22 protein-coding genes and 1 pseudogene are annotated in these 23,739 nt (G+C 61.6%); 10 read left to right on the top strand and 13 right to left on the bottom strand.

Going from position 1 to position 23,739, the window contains the following annotated elements; genetic code table 11:
* Positions 1-80 precede the first annotated feature (80 nt).
* A complete protein-coding gene (locus BUA26_RS02095) occupies positions 81-698 on the top strand; it encodes a LysE family translocator (RefSeq protein ID WP_072757460.1) in 618 nt (205 codons plus the stop codon).
* 218 nt (positions 699-916) lie between these two features.
* On the opposite strand, the gene BUA26_RS02090 is transcribed toward BUA26_RS02095, so the two are convergent.
* Positions 917-1,357 carry a winged helix-turn-helix domain-containing protein gene (locus BUA26_RS02090; RefSeq protein WP_072757458.1) on the bottom strand — a complete coding sequence of 147 codons (441 nt, stop codon included), beginning with the start codon at positions 1,355-1,357 and terminating at the stop codon, positions 917-919.
* 506 nt (positions 1,358-1,863) lie between these two features.
* Between BUA26_RS02090 and BUA26_RS02085 the strand changes: the two genes are divergently transcribed.
* On the top strand, positions 1,864-2,370 hold the full coding sequence (locus tag BUA26_RS02085) for a hypothetical protein (protein ID WP_072757456.1): 507 nt from the start codon (positions 1,864-1,866) through the stop codon (positions 2,368-2,370).
* Between the two features lie 209 nt (positions 2,371-2,579).
* Here the strand turns inward: BUA26_RS02085 and BUA26_RS02080 are convergent, their stop codons facing one another.
* Complete coding sequence (locus BUA26_RS02080) at positions 2,580-3,497, bottom strand: DMT family transporter (RefSeq protein WP_072757454.1); 918 nt, start codon at positions 3,495-3,497, stop codon at positions 2,580-2,582.
* A gap of 101 nt (positions 3,498-3,598) precedes the next feature.
* Between BUA26_RS02080 and BUA26_RS02075 the strand changes: the two genes are divergently transcribed.
* Entirely contained in the window at positions 3,599-5,005 is a 1,407-nt protein-coding gene (locus BUA26_RS02075) for an aminotransferase-like domain-containing protein (protein WP_072759944.1), read from the top strand.
* Between the two features lie 72 nt (positions 5,006-5,077).
* Here the strand turns inward: BUA26_RS02075 and BUA26_RS02070 are convergent, their stop codons facing one another.
* The 5 genes from BUA26_RS02070 to BUA26_RS02045 all read right to left on the bottom strand — a co-directional run bounded on the left by BUA26_RS02070 (position 5,078) and on the right by BUA26_RS02045 (position 11,375).
* Entirely contained in the window at positions 5,078-5,833 is a 756-nt protein-coding gene (locus BUA26_RS02070) for a M90 family metallopeptidase (protein WP_072757452.1), read from the bottom strand.
* Between the two features lie 220 nt (positions 5,834-6,053).
* Positions 6,054-6,602 carry a hypothetical protein gene (locus BUA26_RS02065; protein WP_143154145.1) on the bottom strand — a complete coding sequence of 183 codons (549 nt, stop codon included), beginning with the start codon at positions 6,600-6,602 and terminating at the stop codon, positions 6,054-6,056.
* A 318-nt stretch (positions 6,603-6,920) separates the two neighbouring features.
* A complete protein-coding gene (gene galA / locus BUA26_RS02060; protein WP_218587768.1) occupies positions 6,921-9,320 on the bottom strand; it encodes a beta-galactosidase GalA in 2,400 nt (799 codons plus the stop codon).
* A gap of 544 nt (positions 9,321-9,864) precedes the next feature.
* Positions 9,865-10,764, bottom strand: coding sequence for a DUF898 domain-containing protein (locus BUA26_RS02050; protein WP_143154144.1), 900 nt, complete (start codon positions 10,762-10,764; stop codon positions 9,865-9,867).
* A gap of 98 nt (positions 10,765-10,862) precedes the next feature.
* Complete coding sequence (locus BUA26_RS02045) at positions 10,863-11,375, bottom strand: hypothetical protein (protein ID WP_143154143.1); 513 nt, start codon at positions 11,373-11,375, stop codon at positions 10,863-10,865.
* A gap of 375 nt (positions 11,376-11,750) precedes the next feature.
* On the opposite strand from BUA26_RS02045, the gene BUA26_RS02040 reads away from it, so the two are divergent.
* The 4 genes from BUA26_RS02040 to BUA26_RS02025 all read left to right on the top strand — a co-directional run bounded on the left by BUA26_RS02040 (position 11,751) and on the right by BUA26_RS02025 (position 15,285).
* Positions 11,751-12,419 carry a Rossmann-fold NAD(P)-binding domain-containing protein gene (locus BUA26_RS02040; RefSeq protein WP_072757442.1) on the top strand — a complete coding sequence of 223 codons (669 nt, stop codon included), beginning with the start codon at positions 11,751-11,753 and terminating at the stop codon, positions 12,417-12,419.
* A gap of 295 nt (positions 12,420-12,714) precedes the next feature.
* A complete protein-coding gene (locus BUA26_RS19980) occupies positions 12,715-13,356 on the top strand; it encodes a hypothetical protein (RefSeq protein ID WP_072757440.1) in 642 nt (213 codons plus the stop codon).
* 222 nt (positions 13,357-13,578) lie between these two features.
* A complete protein-coding gene (locus BUA26_RS02030; RefSeq protein ID WP_072757438.1) occupies positions 13,579-14,274 on the top strand; it encodes an aspartate/glutamate racemase family protein in 696 nt (231 codons plus the stop codon).
* Between the two features lie 246 nt (positions 14,275-14,520).
* A complete protein-coding gene (locus BUA26_RS02025) occupies positions 14,521-15,285 on the top strand; it encodes a hypothetical protein (RefSeq protein WP_072757436.1) in 765 nt (254 codons plus the stop codon).
* 206 nt (positions 15,286-15,491) lie between these two features.
* Here BUA26_RS02025 and BUA26_RS20815 read toward each other — a convergent pair whose 3' ends face one another.
* From BUA26_RS20815 to BUA26_RS02005, 4 genes are all read right to left on the bottom strand, one after another.
* Positions 15,492-15,791 (bottom strand): hypothetical protein, encoded by a 300-nt coding sequence (locus BUA26_RS20815; protein WP_178368523.1) that lies wholly within the window; start codon positions 15,789-15,791, stop codon positions 15,492-15,494.
* Between the two features lie 160 nt (positions 15,792-15,951).
* A complete protein-coding gene (locus BUA26_RS02015) occupies positions 15,952-16,365 on the bottom strand; it encodes a universal stress protein (protein ID WP_072757434.1) in 414 nt (137 codons plus the stop codon).
* Positions 16,366-16,490: 125 nt separating this feature from the next.
* The gene (locus BUA26_RS02010) at positions 16,491-19,010 is read right to left on the bottom strand and encodes a cation-translocating P-type ATPase (RefSeq protein ID WP_072757432.1); all 2,520 of its coding nucleotides are present in this window, start codon (positions 19,008-19,010) and stop codon (positions 16,491-16,493) included.
* 36 nt (positions 19,011-19,046) lie between these two features.
* Positions 19,047-19,847: a universal stress protein gene (locus tag BUA26_RS02005; RefSeq protein WP_072757430.1), complete on the bottom strand. Its 801-nt coding sequence runs from the start codon at positions 19,845-19,847 to the stop codon at positions 19,047-19,049.
* A 368-nt stretch (positions 19,848-20,215) separates the two neighbouring features.
* Here BUA26_RS02005 and BUA26_RS02000 point away from each other — a divergent pair, with 368 nt between their 5' ends.
* Positions 20,216-20,947: an exopolysaccharide biosynthesis protein gene (locus BUA26_RS02000; protein WP_083572845.1), complete on the top strand. Its 732-nt coding sequence runs from the start codon at positions 20,216-20,218 to the stop codon at positions 20,945-20,947.
* A 29-nt stretch (positions 20,948-20,976) separates the two neighbouring features.
* On the top strand, positions 20,977-21,816 hold the full coding sequence (locus tag BUA26_RS01995) for a universal stress protein (protein WP_072757426.1): 840 nt from the start codon (positions 20,977-20,979) through the stop codon (positions 21,814-21,816).
* A 186-nt stretch (positions 21,817-22,002) separates the two neighbouring features.
* Here the strand turns inward: BUA26_RS01995 and BUA26_RS01990 are convergent, their stop codons facing one another.
* Together BUA26_RS01990 and BUA26_RS01985 are read right to left on the bottom strand one after the other, a co-directional pair.
* Entirely contained in the window at positions 22,003-22,365 is a 363-nt protein-coding gene (locus BUA26_RS01990) for a hypothetical protein (protein ID WP_072757424.1), read from the bottom strand.
* Positions 22,362-22,796: pseudogene (locus tag BUA26_RS01985) on the bottom strand (polymer-forming cytoskeletal protein); the annotation flags it as partial. The pseudogene BUA26_RS01985 and the gene BUA26_RS01990, both read right to left, overlap by 4 nt.
* A 355-nt stretch (positions 22,797-23,151) precedes the next feature.
* Between BUA26_RS01985 and BUA26_RS01980 the strand changes: the two are divergent.
* A complete protein-coding gene (locus BUA26_RS01980) occupies positions 23,152-23,613 on the top strand; it encodes a nuclear transport factor 2 family protein (protein WP_178368521.1) in 462 nt (153 codons plus the stop codon).
* Positions 23,614-23,739: the final 126 nt, after the last annotated feature.

Below are 23,739 nucleotides of genomic sequence, written 5' to 3'. Positions count from 1 at the left end.
ATGGTCCAGCCTTTCCCGCTTTCACGAGGAGAGGCATCCATGACGATGACGCGAACGCTCGATGCCGCGAGTGCCGGCCCATGAACGCCGAGTTCCTGCTTACCTCACTTCTGGTGGTGGCCTCGCCGGGAACCGGTGTGCTCTATACGGTCTCGACCGGGCTGTCGCGCGGTGCCCGCTCCAGCCTGATGGCGGCTGTCGGCTGTACGCTGGGCATCGTGCCGCACATGGCGGTCGCTGTGCTGGGATTGGCAGCGGTCTTCCGCACCAGCGCGTTCGCCTTCGAGCTGCTGAAATACCTGGGGGCGGCCTATTTGCTCTACATGGCCTGGACCACGTTGCGGGATCGAAGCGCGCTTGATCCCAGCCAGAAGATCGCCGCCCGGTCGCCCTTGAGAATCGTGACTTCGGCCATCCTGTTCAATCTGCTCAATCCCAAGTTGCCGATCTTCTTCCTGGCCTTCCTGCCGCAGTTCATCGCCAAGAACGATCCGTCGCCCATGGCGCGCCTGCTGACGCTCGGCGCGGTCTTCATGCTGATGACGCTGGTGGTCTTCGCGGTCTATGGCGTGTTTGCATCGTTCATGCGGGCACGCGTGCTTGCGCGCCCGCAGGTCACGATGTGGCTGCGGCGTGTGTTCGCTGCCGGGTTCGTCGCGTTGGGCCTGAAGCTGATGCTTTCTACGGGTAGGGCCTAGGAGCCTGGGCGGCAGAAATAAAAAAGGTGTCAGGGACAATTTCTGACAACGGATTGGATGCTGGGAAGAGGGTGAGGCGCGGCTCGCGCTAGTCGTCGCGGCGAGGGCGCTGCGAAACCCCGTCGGACATGGCCCGACTTCCACGCTTCGATCTCGCCGGTGTTTCGCAGTACGTGGTGCAGCGGGGACGTTCAAATTGTCCCTGACACCTTTTTCGATCACCGCGCTACCAGTCGCGGCCTGAAGCGGCTGACATGCGCGGCCTCGACCTCTGTGAACGCGTCATCGGGTGCGGGTTCTGTCACCACGTGACCGGGTCGCGGCCGCCGATGCACCTCGGCGATGAAGCGATAACCGAGGGTATGCACGGTGGCGATGTAACGCGGATGGAGTGCCGAGTCGCCCAGGGCATGACGCAGCTGCGAAATGGCGTGACTCAGTACGCCCGGGGTGACGTTGCGGTGGCCCCACGCTGCATCGAGCAACGTGTCCTTGTCGACCATATTGCCGGCCTGCTCCAGCAGCGTCACGAGTACGGTATAGGTCTTGGGCTCCACTTGCCGGGCTTGACCGTCGCGCTCCAGTCGGTGCGCGGATGGATCGACGACGAGGCCGTCGCATTGATAGAGCCAGTGGGTGTCGAGTTCAGTGTGACGCATGATCGTGCCTGTCGATGACTCACCTGCAGGCGAAGTGTGTGCCTGTCATTGACCGGCGCCATCTGCCAGACGTAACGCCTGCGGCGTGGTCTGCACCGGGTCGGTTGGGCACGATTTTTTCCCGGTGTTGCCGACAGGTCTCGCGCGGCGCCGGCGACGACCGGCCTGGGTGTCGTGACACCTTTCCGGCGCGACGCGCAGCGTCTTGGGATGCGGTACCCGCTATGGCGCCGGGACCGTACCCGACTGTTTTCCGGCAAGGCTGGCCGCGCCTGCGGGTACGGGCAGGGAAGGCGGCGGCGGTACATGCCCGGCCCATCGCGGGAGCCGACGGGTGGCTGCCCATGGGGTGACGCTCCCGGTTTTTCCGCCCTTCGCATCCAGCCGTTGGATCTGCCAGAAATCCTCAAGGAATCCACGCATATTCCACCGGAATCCCTCAAGCAAGCGCCGCGACCCCGGCGCAGGATCATCCAACGGACATTGGCGTCCGTCTGGAGGCTCCCATGAGACATCTGATCAGTGCCACCACCCTTGCGCTCGGTCTTGCCTGCGTCGGCGGCGTCAGTGCGGCCCAGGACGAGACTCAGGCCACCAACATGCGCAATGTCACCGTCAACGCATTGCCCCAATACGAAACCTACGTTGCCAACCTGGATGCTGGCTTCACATTGCACGCCCTGGTCGGCAACACACATCGGCAGTTCGCAGAGGCCAAGCGGACGGCCGACAGATCGGAATCCCTGCGCAAGCGGGGCATGGCCACGCAGCCGCTTGTCGCCGTGGCTGTCGACAACTCCTCGGGCCCAGGCGTGGCGAGACAGCTCCAGCTGCTCGACGCCGATAACGTGACGGTGGCTATCGTCAACGTGTATTGCAAGCGGGCCGTGCCTTCGGGAGACCCGCATTGCAGGTTGGCTCCTCAGCCCATCGGGACCGGCAGGGGCGGCCAGGACCTGGCGGCAACGCGAGCGAAGTATCTGCAGGTCGCAGAGGTGGCTCTTCGTGACTAGACCGACGATAAGGGGACGGAAATCAAGTTGAATGAATTGCCGTCCCCTTTTTGCCGCAGTTTTGAGGCGGAACAAGGGCGCTGGCGGAACGGGCTCTAACCCGCCTTGATTGATCGGGTCACGACGGTACACGAGCGAAGCGGGGTCAACCGGGCTATCGTGCCGTCCTGATCACGAAGAAATACCATGACGAACCCGACCCTTCGGCTCTAAGGGCTTTGCACCGCCTCTCGCCGGCGCGACCAACCCAGTCGCCATTTCAAATTGACTCCCAGCGTGCCGAGCACGATCAGCACCAGCCCTGCCAGCTGCACCGGCGCCAGGCGGTGTCCGTAGATCAGGTAATCCAATAGCAGTGTCACCAGCGGATAGACGAACGCCACGACCGCAATCGTCACCACGGGCAAGCGCGGATACGCCGAATAGAACAGCACGTACACGATGCCGCTGTGGATCACGCCCAATCCCAGCAGCCACGCCCAATGCGGGCCCACATGAAACACACCCGCGCTGCTGAAACCCGCCAGCATCGCCACGCCAACCCAGCACTGGATCATCACCAGCGCGAACGGACGCTGCTTGCCGATCTTGCGCGACATCAACAGCGACGCGCCGCACAGCACGGCAGCCAGCAACGTCAGGCCGATGCCGATCAGGTAGGACGCATCGGCATCGCGCCACAGGCGTGCCGGGTCGGCCGAGCACGCTACGCCAACGAAGCCGAGCAGCGTCCATGCAAGGTCAGCCGGGCGGGTGCGCTCGCCTTGCAGCAGCGCCGCCAGAATCAGCATCACGAACGGAAAGAAGTGATAGACCAGCGTCGCCACGCCGATGGACGAGCGTGCCATGCCGGCGAACAACGCCACCCAGTTGAGCACCAGCAGCACACCACTCAGCACTGCGCCGCGCAGCAACACGCGCTCTTGCAGCAAGCCGCGCAGATGCCCGCGAGCCAGCCCCCACGCGAGCAGGAACAAGCCGCCGAACAGGCAGCGATAGAACACGGCTGTCACCGCGTCCTGGCCGCTTTCGTGGACAAAGACGCCGACCGAGCCGATCAACAGTTCGCCAAGTAGCAGCTGACCTAACGCAGCGCGCGCGTCGCCTGGGCTGGTGGTCGGTGTCATGGGGCCTTCCTCGCGGGTGGGATGGCCAGCGTAAGCAAGTCGCCGCTATCGATACAGATTCAGATAGGATGAAAATAGACCAATACAGATGGATGGGCCGCATGCTTCTCTACGAGCGCCTTGCCGGGGAGTTGCGCAAACAGATCGCGCAGGGCGCTCTGCATGCCGGCGAGCGGTTGCCGTCGATCCGGCAGCTGGCGAACGGCCATGGGGTGAGCGCCGCCACGGCGGTGCAGGCCTGCCTGCAACTGGAGCGCGAAGGGCTGGCCGTGGCGCGGCCGCGCTCCGGCTATTTCGTGCGGGCCACCGCGCCGCAGCCGCCGGCAACGCGGCCGGCCCGGCGCAGCGTGCCCGGTACCGTCAGCAACCCCGCGTTGCAGGACGTGTTGGACATGCTGGCCCGCAGCGATCTGCTGCCGCTGCATAGCGCCACGCCGGCGCCTGCACTCTTGCCGCAATCCGCGCTGACCGCATCGCTGGCACGTTGCCTGCGGCACGACGCGTCGGCGGCGCTCGACTATGCGCCACCGCAAGGTCATCTGGCGCTGCGGCGACAGATCGCGCAGCGTTATGCGCAGATCGGTGCCGGGGTGGCGCTGGACGAAATCGTGATCACCGCCGGCGCGATGGAGGCGATCAATCTGGCCTTGCGCACCGTCACCGCACCGGGCGATGTGGTGCTGGTGGAAACACCGACTTACCACGGCATCCTGCAGACCGTCGCCGCGTTGCAGTTGAAGGTATTGGAAGTGCCGAATCTTTCCGGGCAGGGCATCGATGTCGTCCGCCTGGAGCAGTTGTTGCAGCGGAACGCCGTGCGCGCGGCCGTCGTGGTACCCAACTTCAACAATCCGCTGGGTAGCCTGACCAGCGATGTCGCCAAGCAGGCGTTGCTGGAAAGTTGTGCGCGGCACGGTACCGTGGTGATCGAAGACGACATCTACGGCGACTTGGCCTGGTCGGGTCAGCGGCCGTCGCCGCTGCGCCGGTGGGACCGGCACGGCAATGTGATCAGTTGCGGCTCGTTCTCCAAAACCCTGGCGCCGGGCTTGCGTGTCGGCTGGCTGGCCGGCAATCAGTGGACCGATGCACTGGTGCGCGCCAAATATTTCTCCACCGTCGGCAGCGCGAGCCTGCCCCAGTTGGCGCTGGCCGACTATCTGCAACGCCACGATCAGGAGCGGCATCTTCGCCGTTTGCGCCGCATGCTGGCCGACAACGGTCAGCGCCTGCACGAGGCCATCGCCCGGCATTGGCCCGCCGGTACCCGTGCCAGCGAGCCGCAGGGCGGGCTGTCGTTGTGGCTACAGCTGCCGCCGGGCGGCGATGGTCGCGTGTTGTTTGAAGCAGCGCTCGCGAAACGTATCGGTACCTCGCCGGGCGTGCTGTTCTCGAGCCGCGGCGACTACGTGGACTGCTTGCGGCTGAGCTGCGGTTTGCCGTGGGATGAAAGGCTCGATCGCGCGCTGAAGCAACTCGGTCAGCTGGCTGCTGCCGCGATAAGGTGACGGAGGGAATGACATCGATTGAACGACCGCCAGCTCCTATGGGGCTGTGAGGTTTTTTTTGAACAGGCCCGCTCAGAACGGGTGCTGCCGGTAAAACTGTTCGAGCTGTTGATAGACCTCCGGCAAATGCTGGCGCAAGTTTGCCGGAGCCTCGAAGAATTGCTCGCTGGCCACCGCAAAGAACTCGGCCGGGCTTTCGAGGGCATACGGGTCCATCGGCAGCTCGGCGCCGTTGCGTTGCTCCTCCTGCAGGCGATCCCATGCGCTGGTGAAGACCCGCGACCACTCGCGGCGATCCATGCGCCGGTGCAACGGCGGAAAGCCGTTGGGCTCTCCGTTGAGCATGTCGAGCTTGTGTGCCATTTCGTGGATGACCACGTTGTGTCCCGGTTTCTTTCCGGTGCTCAGCACATCCGCCCACGACAGGATCACCGGCCCACGCCGCCATGCCTCACCGGCCATCACGGTGTCGGTCTGATGAACCACCCCCGCGGCATCGGTTTGCGGGCGACGCGGGATGAACGCGTCCGGGTACACGATGACGCTGTACCAACCGTCGTACCAATCAAGGCCGAGTTTCAGGATGGGTACACAAGCATGGGTCGCGAGCAAGACGCGGTCGGCGTCGCCAAGCTGCAACTCCTTAGTGGGCTCCAGCGACTTGCTCTGCAAAAACAGCGTCGCCAGCACGCGCAACGCGGCCTGATCGGAAGCGCCCAGCCGACGTGCCGGCGCACAGCGATCGAGCGCATCTCGCCAAAGCGATTCGGCGATCGGATGCCGAGCGACGATGCGCCGTATGCGCCAGTTTCTGATTTTCTCGAACATCGCCACGAGGTGGAGGGCGTTGCAGCGAAAGCAAGGGGATGGTGGACTTTCTCCACGCGCGGCGCTTTGCGCGGGCGGCCGATCGTGGCGGGATCGGCGGGTAACGATGGGCAACCTTGCTTCTGAAAATGGAATGCGGCTCGCATGCGAGCCGCATTCCGCTATGCCGATACGTTGCCTATCTCAGAAAAGCATCAGCAAAGCCCACGCATACCTTCAACTACTTGGCCTGCATGGCGTCGGAGTGCACTTCCGGGGGCAGGGCCTTTAGCGCACTAGCGTTCATGAGAGCGCAGGTGAGATTGGCATTCGCAATGAAGCTGATGACGCTCTTATACGGCGGCACCGGCTTCGACGAACTCTTGTCCATGTTCGCAGTGAACGTAACCCCGTACACTTCCTTTCCGTTGAAAGGCTGCCGGTACCAATTGCCATAAGCATAGACACCCGCCGTACCTAGCGGATGAAGATCAAAAACGACGTCCGGATCCCCTTTCACCGACCATGTCGATTTGGCCCACGACGCGGTCGGGTTGGTGGCAAACTGCGTGGCCATCGAAGAGTTCAGGAATCCCGCATAGAGCTTCGCGCATTCCTTGTCCATGGATGGCAGCCGGGATCCATTCGGCGCATAGGCGTAAAAGTTAGTCAGTTTGACGGTGACCGGGCCACTCGCCTGGTCGTTTGCCGCACCCGTTTTCGCCGCTTGAGCGGAAACGGCAATACCCCCTAAAACACAGGCAACAAGCAGTAATGAAGTACGTTTCATAACTAATCCCCTGTTCGTATTGGTGAGAATCGATCCTGACGTGCCTCCTTCTTTGCAGACCTCGGCACAAACGTTGAATCACCTTCCAAATGCCGAAGTGGGTGACTCGTCACCTCACGTTCGGCATCCCCTTCATGCTCCGTGTTCATTTGTGATTTTTACGTGTACGACGCCCTGGGGCAGCCAACCCGCCATAGGGAGGCGGAGGCCACGAAATCGCGTCCGTTCCCTATGGCGGCTGCGGCGTGCGCTCGCTGCCGGGTTCGTCGCTTCGGGCCTGAAGCTGATGCGCTCAACTCGGCCTGGTTTCCATGCGGATCAACCGACGCGCTGAGGTTTCGATGCGGGCTTTCTCGTTCTGATCGCCAGCGAGGCAGCGCGTAATGGATGCCCCGCTGACCCGTCTTCGACGGCTTCGATGAGCATGTGGCCGGCTTCATCCGTCGACTGGACGATGACCTGGGCCAAGCCATTGAACAGCGATCGCCTGGGCTCCTTGTCGCTCTCCAGGCAATTGGGATTGCCGTTGCCGACGCCGATCAGCTGGCCCGCCCCCGAGATGCGGAAAGCGATCTTGTGGTTCGCCGTGGGTACCGGCCGGCCGTGTTCGTCGAGCGCCTCGACGGTGACGATGACGACGTCCTGTCCGTCGGCGGCGATCTCCGGGCGATCGGCGGTTAGGCGGATTTTTTGCGCCGGGCCGGTGGTTTCGCGCCGCTCGACGAGCACGGTTTGGCCGTTGCGGCGGCCGCGCGCCTCGATGACTCCGGGCATGTAGGCGACCTTCCACTGCACATGCCCCAGATGCGGCACCGGCTTGATGCCGAGGCTCTTGCCATTGAGCAGCAGTTCGACCTCATCGAGGTTGCTGTATGCCCAGACGGTAATTTCCTGGCCTTCCTTGCCTTGCCAATTCCAATGCGGAAACACATGGAGGCTGGGCGTCTTTCCCCACCAGGCCTTGTAGTAGTAGTAATAATCCTTGGGAAAGCCGCACATATCGGCGATACCGAATTGCGAGCTGATCGAGGGCCAGCCATAAGGTGTCGGCTCGCCGCGATAGTCGAAGCCGGTCCAGGCGAACCCGCCTGCCAGCCAGTCGCGGGTGCCGTAGAAAGTCCACCATTGCTCCGGCGTCTGTCCCCAGGACACGACGCCGTCATAGCTGTTGATGGTGTTCTTTGCCGGGTCGGAGGTGTATTCGCCGCGGGTAGCGATGGCGCTGGAGGTTTCCGATCCGAACACGGCGCGGGTCGGATGCTTCTTGTGGAAGGCGTCGGGAAAATCGGTGTGGTAGTTGAAGCCGATGATATCGAGCGCGTCCGATACGCCTTGCTCGTTGTCGCCATTGACCGCCGCGGAAACGACGCGGGTGGGGTCGAGTTCGTGGCAGCGCTCGACCATGCTCGCTGCGATGTGGGCACCTTGTTTCGCCATGTCGCCTTTTTGCAGCACCCACTCCTCATTGCCGATCGACCAGAGGATGATCGAGGGTGAATTGCGATACCGCTTCACCATCGTTTCGAGCTGCTGCAGGCCGCTGGGGTTGGAGCTCATCTGACGCGTTTCGCACATCATCATCAAGCCCATGCGGTCGCATGCCGCTACCCATTCGGGCGTCGGCATGTTGTGCGAGGTGCGTACCGCGTTGCAGCCCATGCCTTGCAGCACCGACACCCGGAACGCCTGCAGCCGGTCGGGCAGGGCGGCGCCCACCCCGGCATGGTCCTGGTGGTTGCAGGTGCCTTGGATCTTGAGCGGCTTGCCATTGAGAAAGAAGCCATGGTCGGGATCGAACGTCGCCGTGCGGATGCCAAAGGGAATCCGTTCGGCGTCGCGCAAGCTGCCGTCGACCATGACTTTGACGAGGGCGGTGTAGAGATGAGGTTCGTCGGGCGACCAGAGTGCAGGATGGCCGACGGTGGCCGTGGCCCGATAGTCCGCCGACGCATTCGGTGCGATCGCCTGTGCCGGCGATGTCGCCTGAGCCACCACGTGGCCGTCGGCATCGACGACGGTCCATTCGAGCGAGGCATTCACCGGGTGCTCGTTCTCGTTCTGGACGATCGTGGCAAGGTCCAGCGCGGCCGCATCGCCCTTGACGGTAGTGCGCACCACGGTTTCCCAGTTGCCCAGGTGGACCGGATCCATCTTGGTCAACCAGACATGGCGATAGATGCCGGCGCCTTCGTAAAACCAGCCATCGCCGAAACTGGCGTCGACACGCAAGGCGATGTGATTCTTGCCGCCGACATGCAGGAAATCGGTGAGGTCGAAGCGGAACGGGGTGTAGCCGTCGTCGTGACGGCCGATGAAACAGCCATTGACGAACAGCACGACGTCGCGCATCGCGCCGTCGAACTCGATCCAGATGCGGCGTCCGCGATCGCTCTCGGGAATCTCGAACGTGCGCCGGTACCAGCCGATGCTGGTGGCCGGGTAGCGCCGCCCGAGCGGTTTATAGCCATGCGAGAGCATGCGGTTGTCTTCGTCCCCCTTGTCGTCGTGAACGAACGGGAGCTCGACCGCCCAGTCGTGCGGCAGGTTCAGTGGGCGCCAGCCGGCATCGTTGAAGTCGGCCGTGGCGATCTTGAACGTGCCCGTCTTCGCAAAATCGCTCTGGCCGAAACCGTAGCCGAAATCCTTGGTGGGATCGTTGCCGTCGCCAAGCGAGAACCGCCAACCGAAATCGAACAGCCATTGCTCGCGCGGCGCCATGGCCGTCCCGCTGTGCGCCAGCGGCCCGGTCGGTTTTCAGGCCATCCCCTCGGCCGTACCGCCCCACACCGCACGCGGCAGAAGGCAGGAACCAAACAATCCCATACTCGAGATGACGAAGGTGCGGCGTGTGATATCAACCATGAGAATCACAATCTCCAAGAGGATTTGCCGACGTCATGGCGAGCATGGCTGCTGATGACGAGGCGGCTGGGCCAGATCGAGCGTCACGTACTGATGGTGTTGCTTGCGAACGATATCCCGCAGGACACGGTCGCGCTTTCGAGGGTGAACCATAACAAAGAATGCGCTGTGCGTATTGGTATGCGGTGCGGGTTTTGCGCTGCGGTCTTCGATGGCGACCTCGGCAATGTCGACGCGAGAGTGGGGAACCTCACGTCGTTTGGCCGGGTGCGCTGCGGGTGTAAGCAGACTCACGAAATCGCCGACGTTTCGACTGGCGCATGGGGCAGGGGAATAACCGCTACACCCCAAATAGCGAAGGCGGCCGTGGCCGCCTTCGCGTCGGAACGGATGAATCAGGTCAGGCGGCGATAGCCGGATCCATGCCGGTCGCGATGTCGTCGCCGCACACATCGCGCCATAGGTAGTACATCACTCCGAACATCACGGCGAACACCATCAGAAACAGGGCGATATAAAGCGGAACGATCACCACGAGCACCACCCAAGGGCTGATGAGCGCGCCTAGCAAGGAGAGCAGAGCGGCGACGATCAGAAAGGCGATGGCCACGACAACCCAGGCCAGGGCGGCGCTCAGTGCAAACACCAGCAGCGGGAGCACGTTCTTCAACGCGCCGATCATGCCGTCGCCGATGGCGCCGAACACGTTGCGGCGGCGCAGCGCGATCTGGCCAAGGCTGATCGCATAGAAACCCATCATCAAAAGGCCGAGCACCATGAACAGTACCACGGCGATCCCCAAGCCGCTGGGCAACGCCGGTGGCGGCAGGTGGTTGGCCTGCGCGCTCAGCGCTTGCATGTACCAGCTGGCGATGCCGCCTCCCGCTGCGGCGATGACGATTCCGAACATGGCGACGTAGACCACAATCATCGCCAGTCCGTAGCCGACCAGGCGCCATGCTTCGCCTTGCCGATAAGGCTTGAAAATATCGCCTGCGTGGGCCGGCAGTCCGCGCTCGGCCGCATCGACCATCTGCAGGTAGCCCGCGTAGAGCGGCACGGTCAGCAGACTGAGCAGCATGGACCCGGCCATGATCCAGCCGAAGGTGGCCGGGCTCAGCGGTGTGCCAGCGCTTATCGCGTGGAATTGCATCGGCATCGTGATCAGCGACGGCAATAAACACGCCAGCACCAAGAAGGCCGCCCCTCCGAGCAACGGCTTTGGATGGCGGTAGCTCACGCCGATGCCCTGCGTCAGCCAGCCAAACCCGGCCAACGGTCTCTTGGATCGTATCGTCATGGTGTCGCTTCCCCGATGATCGGCGCCCCCGCGCCGGACAGGCCGAGCATAGCGGGTAGCGTCCAATGCCATCCAGGGTATTTGCTCGCGTCGCCCGACTACCAGGTCAGCGAAGCGAATACACGGTAGCGGCGGTAGTAATCGTTGGGGATGGCCCCCTGGCGTATTTCCAAGGTATACCCGCATCCGGACGGCATGGCGCCCGTGTAACGGAAGGCTTCATGCTCATAGGCATTGCCCGGTGTGCCGAGTTGCTCCCATTTTTCGCTGTCCTTGAGTAGCTTGACGTAGTTGCGCTTGAGCGCCATCACCTGGTCGAGGTCCATCAAGCCGAACCAAATCGTGCAGTACCGGTTCGAGCATCGGTAGCCATCGATCTCCACGCCCTCAGGCAGCAGCACCGCCTCGGGCCAGCCATCCAGGTGCCCAGCGACGGCGCCGCGTACGCTGCTCGGATGCTGTTGGCCGGGAACGCGCTGGTCGCTGGGGGCTCGCTGATCGCCAGTAGCGAGGGTGTCGACATCCCGCCCCACCGATGCACACCCTGTCAGCGCGTACATCATTGTCGCGACCATCAAGGCCAGTCGGCCCTTGCTCCGGCATCGGCTCATCTGTTTCCCCTTTTGTTCGAAGTCATCCGATGCAGGCGGCGAGCCACACGGCGCCTGCATTCCCCTTGCTCACCCTCGCTCGCATCCATCGAGCTTAAGGGAGAAACTCTGAAAAGGGGGCGTGCAAGAACAACGGGCGCAGCGTGAGCTGGTCCGGGTCTGACTGAACACTATTTCCGGAAAGGGCTGGCCCAGTTGCTGGTGTTGATCAGCCTATCCGCGAAGGCCTGGGATGCCGTCGAATGGGTCTTGTCGGCATGCTGGAAAGGTTCGCTTCCGACCCGATGCGGACATCACGCATACTCTTTGAATACCCTTTCCAGGGAGATCGCGTCGTCATGACGGACATGATCTACAACGAACACGAGACATAGCATGAGTTTTCGCGTCTTGGTCATCGGTGGTACCGGGCAAGTTGGGTCCGGACTGGTTCGGGCTTTGCTCGCTGCTAGCTCGTGCACGGAAGTGGTGATGGTCAATCGCCGGACGATTCCTCTTGCGGACGACACGCGTCTGCGCCAAGTGATCATGGATACCAGTGCGGCAAATTTTTCCGGTGAGATCGCCGAACTTGCCAGGACCTGCAGCGTGCAGGGCGAACCGTTATATGCCGCATCATGTATCGGCATCGGTAAAGGAAGTCAGCAATGGAGCGAGGAGGACATCAAGAAACTGGAAATTGGCTTGGTCGGCGCGTTTGCACGTGGCTGCCTGGCGGCGGGGATCGAACGCTTCGGGCTTCTTTCGGCAGCCGGGAGTAGCGCTAAGAGCTGGATTCGTTATGCCCGCATCATGGGGGAAAAAGAAGATGCCGTGCGGAGTCTCGGATTTAAACGTTTAGCCATTTTTCGCCCCGGCATCATTGCGGGTAATGCGCACACCCCTGGGTTTCTTGCTTTGCTGGGGCGTTTCGTTCCGGGATCGTTTGGGACGATTGATCAGGACGATATTGGTCGAGCGTTTGTCGGCGAATTCCTCCATGGGCAAGACGGCACGACGATCTTGGAAAATTCTGCGATGAGGCAACGATCGCGGGCATATTAGAAGCGCCTGTTCGCAACGCGTAAGTGAGCGACCGCTTTCGACCAAAGCGGACATCATTCGAGGTAGATGCGGGCATGCCGAGACGCAGTCATGAACTGGGATAGATACGCGGAACGATCGTCTTTCCGTGGTTTGCCCAAGCCTTCCTTTCGTTCTGCCCTATAGCTGTCGTCTTAGCTCCTGAGACAGGGCAATGTTCTAGTTGAAAGTCACGGAGACGTCGCGGCCGAGACAGGCACGACACGTGTAGTCGCCGGAAAATGCGCCCCCATCTGAGCACCACATACGAGCAGCCATGATCCCATCCTACGTCGATCCAAAGCTCGTTTTCGCCTGGCAAGCAGCGCATTCCATCGCTCGGAGCTCCCCGCCCCCTGTTCACGATCGTGGAGGTTTCCGGGTAGATACCCACTCGGAAAAGGAAGCGAAACGCTGGGTATTCCCACAGCTATGCGATGGGCTGCGCGCAATCGCACACGACATTACGGCTCCACGGCATTACTTGAAGCTGTGCGGCTCAGACGAGGAGTTGCGAAGTGCACTGCCAGCTCTCTGGGAGGTTCAGCCGGCGAACTATTTTATGATGGCGGCAGTGACAACCCTCGATACGAAGCCTCTGCCGAATGGGTACAGGATGGAGCTTCATCAGGACGGCCCTGTCACCCGAGCTTGCGTCATCGCGCCGGATGGCGATCTGGCTGCAAGCGGATGTGCGGCAGAAACTGCAGATGCCTTCATTTATGATCGAATCGAGACTGCGCAGGATCACAGGCGGAAAGGATTGGGCGTCGCGGTGATGGTCGCTCTTGGAACTGCGAGAAAATCTCCTGTGAGTCCGCAGCTTCTAGTCGCGACAGGAGACGGCCGCAACCTTTATGCGAATCTTGGTTGGGCGGTGCTCGCACCATTCGCTGCTGCAACCATTCCGGAAAGTTGAACCCATACACGGACCGAGCCGATGAATGACGACACGATGAGGTTTGGTGTGGGGCGATCCAAGTCGTGGTTTGCTCCGCAGGTACAAGCCGACCAAGATTGAACAACATCGAGCGGAGCGACTGAATGGAGCGTCCGAATCCCCGAAGCTGAAGATGTGCAAACCGATACGGATCGGTCTGCCGGGTAGTTGAGCGTTATCAGTTCTCGCACAGGAGCGTTCGTGAAGACTATTGGTCTAATCGGCGGCATGAGTTGGGAGTCGACCGTTCCCTATTACCGTCAAATCAACGAGACAATCAAAGAGCGTTTGGGCGGTCTGCATTCGGCGAAGATCGTTCTCTACAGCGTCGACTTCCACGAGATCGAGCGTCATCAGCATGCCGAGAACTGGGAGGCAGCCGGAGCCATCCTGGCCGATGCTGCTCGCTCTCTTGAAGCGGCAGGCGCGGCTTTTTTGGTTCTGTGCACAAATACAATGCACAAGGTGGCCTCCAGCATCGAGGCAGCCGTCGCCATCCCGCTGCTCCACATCGCCGATCCAACGGCCACCGAAATTAAACGGGCGGGCCATTCAACCGTGGGCTTACTCGGTACGCGGTTTACCATGGAGCAGGCGTTCTACCGCGACCGATTGAGCGAGCGTCACGGCCTTCAAGTCATCGTTCCCGATTCAGAAGATCGCGAGACTGTGCACCGCATCATTTACGAAGAACTGTGCCTGGGGGTCGTCAATCCGGAGTCTCGCAGCGAGTATCGACGAATTATGCGGACGCTTGCGTCTCAAGGCGCACAGGCCATCATTCTTGGATGCACGGAGATATCGCTTCTGGTCAATCAGCAAGACTCGGAGATCCCGCTGTTCGATACCACCGCCATTCACGCACGCGCGGCTGCCGAAGAGGCGCTTTCCCCGTGACGCCCAACCAGTCATTCCGCCGGACCTGCGCAAAGAGCCGCGCAGGCCAGCGAATTCAAAGGTCGACCCCTCCGAAGGCAATTTGGCTATCGCCGCTTGAATCAATCCCTGCTCGATGCGGGCACAGCTAGATTTTTTCCGATGACTTGTCGAATTCCGGCTCGGCCGTTCGTCGACATCGTGAAAGCAGCCCATCAGCGCCTATCACGGGCTGACTGAAAACAACCCGTTGTCAGGAGGAATCCCATGAAAAAAGCGAAGCGCGCCATCGGAATCATGAGTTTTGTACTGCTTGCTATGTTAGGGGCATCGCAGCAAGCGGTGTCGCAGGATACGCAGAAACCTGGTGTGGCGCCGTCTTATCCGAAGATGGCCCCGGTTGACCAATACCTCATGGCGAACCGGGAAGCCGAAATCGCATTGGCGCGTAGCGCGGCGCCGGAGTCCCTTTCGCGTGACGCTACGATCCTGGTTCTGGGGCGCGAGGGCTACGAGAAAGCGGTCGAAGGCAAGAACGGGTTTGTCTGCGTGGTGGGCAGAAGTTGGGGAGGGCCGTTTGACTGGCCCGAATTCTGGAACCCGAAAGTGAGGGCTGCCGATTGTCTGAACCCCCAGGCTGCACGTTCGATAGTGCCGATCTTTTATCTACGCGCCAAGATGGCGATGGCTGGTCGCTCCAAGGCGGAGATGCTGTCGGCGCTCCACGCCGCGTACAAGAATAAGCAATTGCCGGACCTCGAAAGCGGCGCCATGGATTACATGCTGTCGAAATCGTCGTATCTGACCGACGAAGGGGACCACAACATGCCTCATCTCATGTTCGACACCCTGGTCAAAGACGGTAAGGATTGGGGCTCCGGCGCAGAGGGCTCGCCGGTTATGTCCAGCCCTTATTGGTTCTTCTATCCGGACCAGCAACCCCAGATGAAAGGTTTGCCGCCCATTCTCGTGTTCTTGGTCGGGGTCGCAAATTGGTCCGACGGGACGCCTGCGGGCATGCATAGTCACTGATACCGAGGCGGTTTGACGTTGGGAGCATCCTCGCGTGTCAGCGACCTTCTGCGACTATCCCGGTGCGAGGGCTACGCCGCCGCTTGACTCCAGCGCTGGGGTTGCAGCGGATATCAACACAACCATCGGCACATGGGAAAGAACCGTGGGCAAGCAAGTATTCATCAATCTTCCGGTCGCCGATCTCCCGAGGTCGGTTGCCTTCTTCAGTGCGCTCGGTTTTTCGCAAAAACCCGCAGTTCACCGATGATGCTGCCGCGTGCATCGTTGTAAGCGACATGATTTTTGTCATGTTGCTTACGCACGCCAGGTTTCGTGATTTCACGCCCAGAGCCATCTGCGATACGAGCAAAGCCGTCGAAGTTTTGCTCAACCTCAGTTGCGAGAGTCGTGATGAGGTCGATGGTCTCGTTGCCAAAGCGCCTGCCGCGGGCGGCTCGATCTACGACGAGCCGGAAGATTACGGCTTCATGTACACGCATAGCTTTGTCGACCCAGACGGCCATGGGTGGGGGCTCTCCCACATGAACGCCATGCCGCCACAGAAGTGATCTGGATGATTCATATACAGGGCACGCGCAAGGGGAATCGCCGCGCCCAGCGCCTCGAGCGAAGTGTCTGTGCCGTCGAGGGGAACCACCACGTGGTGGAGCACGGCGGCTCCTTTCAGCGGATCACCAGGACCGGCACCGTGGAGTTTGCAAGCACCTTGACCACAATCGAGCCCAGGAAAAGGCTCTTCAATACTCCGCGTCCATGCGAACCCATGACGATGAGGTCGTACTTGCCTCGCTTGGCCATGTCGATGATCTCGATGCCAGGGTCGCCGACGAGCAGCTTTTCGTCGTGAATATGGCCCGCTTCTGTCAGGACGCGCCGCGCCGGCTTCAAGGCCGCGTTGCCCCGGTCGGTGTGGAACTTGGCCAAGCTCTGCGCGTCTACATAGCCGGCGATGTTCTCGCTCAGCGGCACATCCACATGGAGCAGGGTTACCTGCGCGCCTTCAGGCCAATGCTTCACCAGGTATCGGGCCGCACGGGTGTTGATGGCACTTCCATCCACGGGCAAGAGCACTTTCATACACTGTCTCCCAGGTAGCGGTGTCTACCCCGGCGCTATCAGCCCCGGGTCCGCTCCCATGAAACCGGCAAACCCCTCCAGCGATCTTGATCCACGTCAACGCGATGATGCCGGTGCCGCCATCATCACTCGATGATGGCCAGCGGTGTATGGCGCGTCAGATAGCGCACAGCCTCGAGCCAGATGACGCAACCCGCGAGTATGGACAGCCCGAAGATCAACGTGATCGCGTCAGGTGAGCCAAAGCCCAGCATGGTACGCAATGCAGGGATACTCATGATGCCGGCCAGCATCAGACCGACTCCGCCGAGCATGCGCAGCAGCCAGGGGTTGTCCGCCAACCTTCCTCGCCACAGGGCATGGCCGAGATCATGGTTGGCGAGCGTCAACAGGAACACGGCCACGATCAGGCCGATGAAAACCGCGGCACGTCCCTGCTCGACACCGATGCCGCGCCCCAGTGCGAATGCGTAGCCAAGTAGCAGGACCGCGGCAAGGCCAATGCCCTGAGCAATGCCGTAGCCGAGATTGATACCGCGAAATGGAGACTCGCCGATGGGTCGCGGCGGCCGTCGCATGATCGCCGGTGAAGCCTTTGCCGATTCGAAGACGATAGAGCAGGCCGGGTCGATCAACAGCTCGAGCAGAACGATCTGTACCGGCATCAGAAGAATCGGCCAATGCAACAGGCTGGGCACCAGGGCGAGCGCAACGATGGGGATATGCACTGCCACCACGAAGCGGGTCGCCTTGGTGATGTTGTCGTAGATCCTCCGTCCCTGGCGGATCGCCACTACCAGGCTGGCGAAGTTGTCGTCGAGCAGCACCAATGCCGCCGCCTCGCGTGCTACGTCGGTACCGCGCTCGCCCATGGCGACACCGACATTCGCTGCTTTGAGCGCGGGAGCATCGTTGACGCCATCGCCGGTCATACCGACAACTTCGCCCTGTTGCTGCAGGGTTTTCACCAAGCGCAGTTTCTGGGTCGGCTGCACACGCGCGCAGACGTCGATATGGCGCAACCGTTCACCGAGCTGTTCGTCGGTCAGCGCTTCCATTTCCGCGCCGGTGATCACCTTTGGCGCAAGGCTCAGTCCCACCTGAGTGGCGATGGCCCGCGCGGTGGCTTGATGATCGCCGGTCATCATGATGATCCTGATGCCTGCGGTGTGGCATTCGGCGATAGCCGCGGCGGCCTCGGGCCTGGGTGGATCGATCAGGCCGACCAGCCCGATAAAGCGGTAGCGGAAGCCACGCTGGGTTGCCGGCCAGTCGGCATCGCCCCAGGCTGCTGCCGCGACGCCAATCACCCGCAAGCCGCGCTCCGCCATGGCATGCACCTGGCTGCTCAGTGTGGTCTGCTCGGTGGCCGTGAGGCCGCAAAGCTCGATGATCGCTTCCGGCGCACCCTTGGCGCCAAGCAGATACGGTTCGTTCGGCGCTTCCTGGAATGCCCGTGTCATGGCGAGAAGCTCTGGATCCAGCCCGTACTCTTTCACCGGCGTAGCCTTCGTCGGTGAATACGCCGCCGCTTCGAGCCGGTTTGCACCGAACAGGCGGATGGCCTGTTCCATCGGATCGGCGGAATCGGCAGGGGTCGCCAGCAGCGCGAAACGTAGCAGTGCGTGAAATTCAGGCGGAAGGGCCGCCTCATCGGCGCGAAAGCTATGTCGATCGGCGTACAGCTCGGCCACACGCATCCGGTTCTGCGTCAATGTGCCGGTCTTGTCCACCGCAAGAATGGTGATCGCGCCCAAGGCTTCGACGGCCGAGATTCGGCGTGTGAGCACCTTTTGCCTGGCGATGCGCCACGCACCCAAGGCAAGGAACACGGTTAGGATGACGGGAAATTCCTCCGGCAATATCGCCATGGCCAGTGCGATGCCCGACAACAAGCTATCCACTAGGCTATGCCGGTCCCACAGCCAGTTCATCAGCCAGAGACTGATCGCACAGAGCATGGCGGCCACCGCAAAACGGCGTACCAGGCGTCGTGAAGCGTGCTGGAGCCCGGAGGTTACTTCTATTGTCGAACTCAGGGCCTGCCCGATGCGGCCAAGCGCTGTGGCGGTGGCTATTGCAGTGACCCGTGCCATGCCTCGGCCTTTGGTCACTACGGTCCCGGCAAAGACGCTGCTGTCGCCAGGATGGGGAACCTTGCGAACGGGCACGGACTCGCCTGTCAGCAAGGACTCATCCGCCTCCAGGTGACCGCCGAACACCGTAGCGTCGGCCGCGATGCGATCGCCCTCGCGCAGCGAGAGCACATCGTCCACGACCACTTCCGCGGAAGGGATGCGTGTTTCAAGTCCATTGCGAATGACGCGGGCCTGTGGTGCCGACAGGTCGCGCAACGCTTCCAGTGCCCGTTGCGTCTTGCGCTCCTGCACCAGCGTGATGCCAATGATCACCAGCACCGACATCAACAGGAATATCGCTTCGGCAAGATCGCCGAGCGCCAGATAGAGGCCGCCCGCGACAAGCAGCATCAAGAACATCGGCTCGATCAACACATCGCGTGCAATCAGCCATAGCGATTTCGGCTTGCTGCCGGGCAGGGTATTGGGACCGTAGCGATCCCGTCTTGCCTCGGCTTCGGCCTGGCTAAGACCGCTGACAGAAGACGGCGGGTCAATGACGTTCACGACGGCACTCTGCTTCCATCGCCATGGATTGCATGCTCAGTGGGCCAGCAGCAGAGGGATGTCACTGTGCTGAAGCATATAGCGGGTGATGCCACCCAATATCCATTCGCTCATGCGCGAATGTCCCCACGCTCCCATGACAAGCAAGTCGGCCTCCATGGCCTTCGCCTGTTCGTGGATCGCCTTTCCATCCCCTTGAACCGCATCGATCGATTGCCATTGCACCGGGAGATGCTGGCGTTCCAGCCATTCCCGCAGTGGCAGGGAGGCGCGATGCTTGCCGGTGTCCGACACGTCCTCCCCATCCAGGACCGTAATTTTCTCCGCTTTGCGCAGCAGCGGCAGCGCCGTCTTGACCGCACGCGCGGCCTCCACCGAGCCGTTCCATGCGATCGCCACCTTCTGCACGCCAGGATGGCTTGCGCAGGCCTCGGGCACCAGCAGCATGGGAATGCCTCCTTCGAACAGGGACCGGCTCAATGGATTGAGGCCCAACAGGGGGAACGTGTCTTTGGCGGATAGGCGGCCGATCATCAGGTCGGACAAGCTGGCCTGTCGTGCGATGGCATTTTGGTAATAGTCGCGAACGACTTCCCAGCTTCCATCAACACCGTGTCCTCGGCAGAGTTCGCGCCACCAGTCGCGCCGTCCGTTGGCGTCGTGTTCCTCTTCATCGAGGGCGATCAAGGCATCGGGAAGCACCAGCGACGTCGTATCCAGCGCGACGATCTGAAGACCGGTGAGATGGGCGTCATATTGGCGAGCCAAACCAAAGGCGAATCGAATCAGCGTTGAATCGATCTCGCGAGTGTCGATATTGACGGTGAATTCGAGCATAAATGCTTCTCCCAGCGCCTCAGGTTCGTACCGTGCTGTCAATGATCATTAGCCTTCCGCGACCGGTTGGCCGACTTGACCTGAATCAATCGGAACGTTTTTTGACGCCAAGGTGTCTTGCTGGCCGATGCGACCACGCGTGTCGGTGGTGCGCTGCAATGCTGTCTCAAAGCATTCTGCGCAACGCATTGTCGCGAAGCATGAAGTGATGCCATGACGAGGCGGCGATATGCGCGCCAAACACCCAGTAGAAAATTTTCCCGAGTGCCTCGTGAAACTAGCCTACGGATTCGTCCGCGGCATGATCGCCGTTGATGGTCGCGTAGCCATCACTGCACCTAATTGATCCATATCAACACGACTGTTCGATGCTGACCACAAGCTCGTGTTTGACCGCTTATGGGAAAAGCATCGGGCCGCGGGAGCATCGGATTTCCCTCGCGCCTTCTTGCATCGGTAGGCACAAAATGCACGAGCGTGCTCGGACTTCACCTCAAGTGGCTCCAGAGTGTCTGTCAGACCTCTTGGAGCGGCGTGCCCTGACCATGGCTCACGACAAGATTCTTGTCGGCGACATGCTGGAGTTGCTGGGGGAACGTTCCATAGGAGGGATGCTTCTTCTGCTCTCGCTTCCGATGGCGTTGCCCGTTCCTGTTCCCGGCCTGTCGGTGCCATTCGGCGCATCGATGATGATCGTCGCCGCTCAACTCGCCGTCGGCCGTCGGCATGCCTGGTTGCCGCGCATTCTTGCTCGTCGACCTCTTGGCGCCGTTGCCTTCGGGAAGTTGATCGAGCACGCCATTCCATTGTTGCGTCGCCTTGAGCGATTCGTGAGGCCGCGAGGAAGGTGGCTCGCTGGAAGATGGGTGTCGCTTCCGGTCGGTCTGGTGTGCCTGGTCTTGGCGTTGATCATCGCTTTGCCCATCCCTCTTGGTCATGTGGTACCCGGTACAGCTATTTCGGTGCTGTCGCTCGGACTCCTTGAGCGCGATGGTGTGGCTTTGTGTGTCGGGCTGATCATTTCCGCGGGTGCATTGCTACTGGTGACATTCGCTTCAGCAGGGGCTTATGGAGCTTTGAGCGATTGGTGGCGCGGTTAATTTCTCGGCTATTCGGTGGGAGGCTGGTCATGTTGAAGGACATTGCGGTGCCCATGACGGGTGGCGGTGGCGACGAGCACGCCTTGGAGGTGTCGCTTTCCCTGGCTCGATACTTCGGTGCGTGTTTGTCGCCTTTGCAGATCGTCGAGCTCCCGGAACCGCTTTACGATGCCTTGGGGTTCATCCCGGATCCCGACATAAACAAGTTTCACGACCGATTCCGCGCCGCGGCCGCAAAGCTCGCCGATAAGGCCCGGACGCGCCTTAAGGCCGAGCACAATGGCCATCGGGAGGTGCGCGTTGTGGAGGCGCTCTATACCAGTGCCTGGAAGGTTGCAGCGCTCGAAGCGCTCTATTCCGACATCGTGGTTGTATCGCGGGCGGGCTTGGGGAAAGCCGATGAGCAAGGGCAACCGCACGAAATCGCCTCGCTGTTGCTGCAAGCCGGACGCCCGGTGCTGGTCGTTCCCGAGACGGCGTCGCTTGTCATGCCACTGACGCGAGTCGTCATCGCCTGGCGACCTGCACGTGAGGCGGCGCGCGCAGTTCATGATGCCTTGCCTTTTCTGCGCACGGCCAAATCCGTCGACATCCTGATCTATGACGGCGAATCAGATGCCTCTGCCGACGAGCACATGGATGCGCTGATGAGTCATTTGGACCACCATGGCGTGAAAGCGAGGATCCATTCGCAAGAATCGTCCGGCATCGACATCGGCAGCCTTATCTTGTCCCACGCCGAAAAGACCGGAGCCGATCTGATCGTCGCCGGCGGCTACGGTCACTCCAGGTTTCTGGAATGGATTTTGAGCGGTGTCACCCGGGAGTTGCTGGCTGCCACCTCGGTACCGCTGCTCTTGTCGAACTAGGCCTAACCTCGAGTAGACATTCGTGACCAGCCTGCAGCGGCGCAGGCAGCCGACCGCGCTTTTGCACCATCCCCGATTGGAACCCGAAAGCTGCGATTTGCCAGTGGAGCCACTTGCTGCACGCAGGCAGGCAACGCCAGCGCCGGGTTCAGACGCCGCCCAGCCACATCACGACGGAATCCGCCATCAATGCCGTGTGCGCTTGCTGCTCGTGCTGGCGGGGTTCATCTCGACGTTCAAGGTGAAGGTGCGTTGCTCGTTCGGCTGCATGGCGCCGACGCCGACCAGCTTGCGCGCGATCTCTTCGCCGCGTTCGTTGCGGATGGTCAGCACCATCGAGTATTCCCACGCACCGCTGTCGACGGGGTTGCGAAAGCTGCCTTCCACGCGCAGCGGTGTGGACGCCGACGTGGCGATCGCGCTGGTGGGTTCGCTGAAGCGCAGCTTGTGGCGGCAGGCGGGACACACCTCCGCACTTTCCAGGATGGTCTCCCGGCAGTGCGGACAGATGCGCGTCGCACCGGCCGTGCCCGGATGTGCGAGGGTCATGAAGCTGTGCCGTTGTGCCCGTTGGTCTTGTGCGCGCCGTTGCTGTCCTTGGCGTCGTCCCAGCCGAATTCGGCCTGGCCGCGCATGCGCGAACCTGCGGCCACGCTGAGCGATCCTGCCTTCAGGTCGCCGGTCAGTGCACCGCTCTGCTGCAATTCCACGTGCGCCGCGGATTCGATATTGCCGATCAGTTCGCCCGCGATGGTGACCTTCTCGGCGCGCACGCTGCCGGTCACCTTGGCACCGGGCTCGATGGTGAGGTCGCCGAGCACGTTGACGTCGCCCTTGAAGCTGCCCGCGATGCGCACATGGCCCGCACCTTCGATCTTGCCCTCGATGGTGATATCGGGCGCGATCAGCGATTCGGTCTTGGGTTTGCTCGGCGCGGGCGAGAGCGAGGGTGTGGGACGAGGTGCCGGCCGTACCGGCGTTTCCGCTTCGGGCTTGCTCTCCGGGATGCTGAGGCGGGCCAGGTCCGTGGCCTCGGGCGTCTCGATGGCGGAGGTCTTGGCGGTTTCTTTCCACAGGGCCATGGGGGGTCTCCAGTCGGGTCAGACGCTCGACCATACCCCTCAAATGGCCTAAAAAACGGGGTGAGGTTCACTTTACGCGGGCAAAAAAGGGGTCCGGTTCAGTTCCAGTCAGCCAATTGCCGCGAGCCTGGGCAGCCTTTGGGGTTGATCGGAAAGCGCCATCGCGGCCGACGCGGGACTTGACCTCGCTGGTTATTGCTTGTGCATACGGCGTGGAAAACACTCGCTCGAACCTCGAAACCCGGAGAAGAAGGTGCGAGCTGCAAGCTGGATCTGGATCATCCTCGGGGCGCTGATCGCGCCGTCGGTGCATGCGGAGCAGGGGGTTGGCGACTACCGTAGCCTGCCTGCCGACCTCGCCGCCGCCGCGACCGCCTATGACATCGCGCAGTTGAAATCCGACCGCGCCGGGCTCGAGCGGTATCTCGCCGACGATTACACGCTGGCGGATTCGAACGGCAAGAACCGGAACAAGGCCGAGTCCATCGCCGATGCGATCGTGCCGGGCAACAAGACGACATATGTTGCGATCAGCCAGCAGGTGCGCAAGGCGTGGTCGGATGGCGCGGTGCTCGGCGGAATGGTCGATGCGAAGGGCGTCGATCGCGGCAAGCCTTACACGATGCGAGCGCGCTTCGTCGATGTATGGGCCAGGCGCGGCGGTCGATGGCAGGTCGTCTTCACCCAGATCCATCGCGCGTTGCCGGGCGAATGAACCTCGAAGCATCTGCGATGTTGCCGGCAGCGATTCGCCGAGAATGAGAATTTCCAAAAGAGACTAGGGGTAAAACCAAGCTCATCCGGGATCCTTGCAGTCTTTCGTTGCACTGGCGCCATGACC

The organism is Rhodanobacter sp. OK091 (genome assembly GCF_900142825.1).
Lineage (GTDB): Bacteria > Pseudomonadota > Gammaproteobacteria > Xanthomonadales > Rhodanobacteraceae > Rhodanobacter.
The sequence above is the reverse complement of the archived record's forward strand: the minus strand, read 5'-3'. Positions and strand labels throughout refer to the sequence as shown.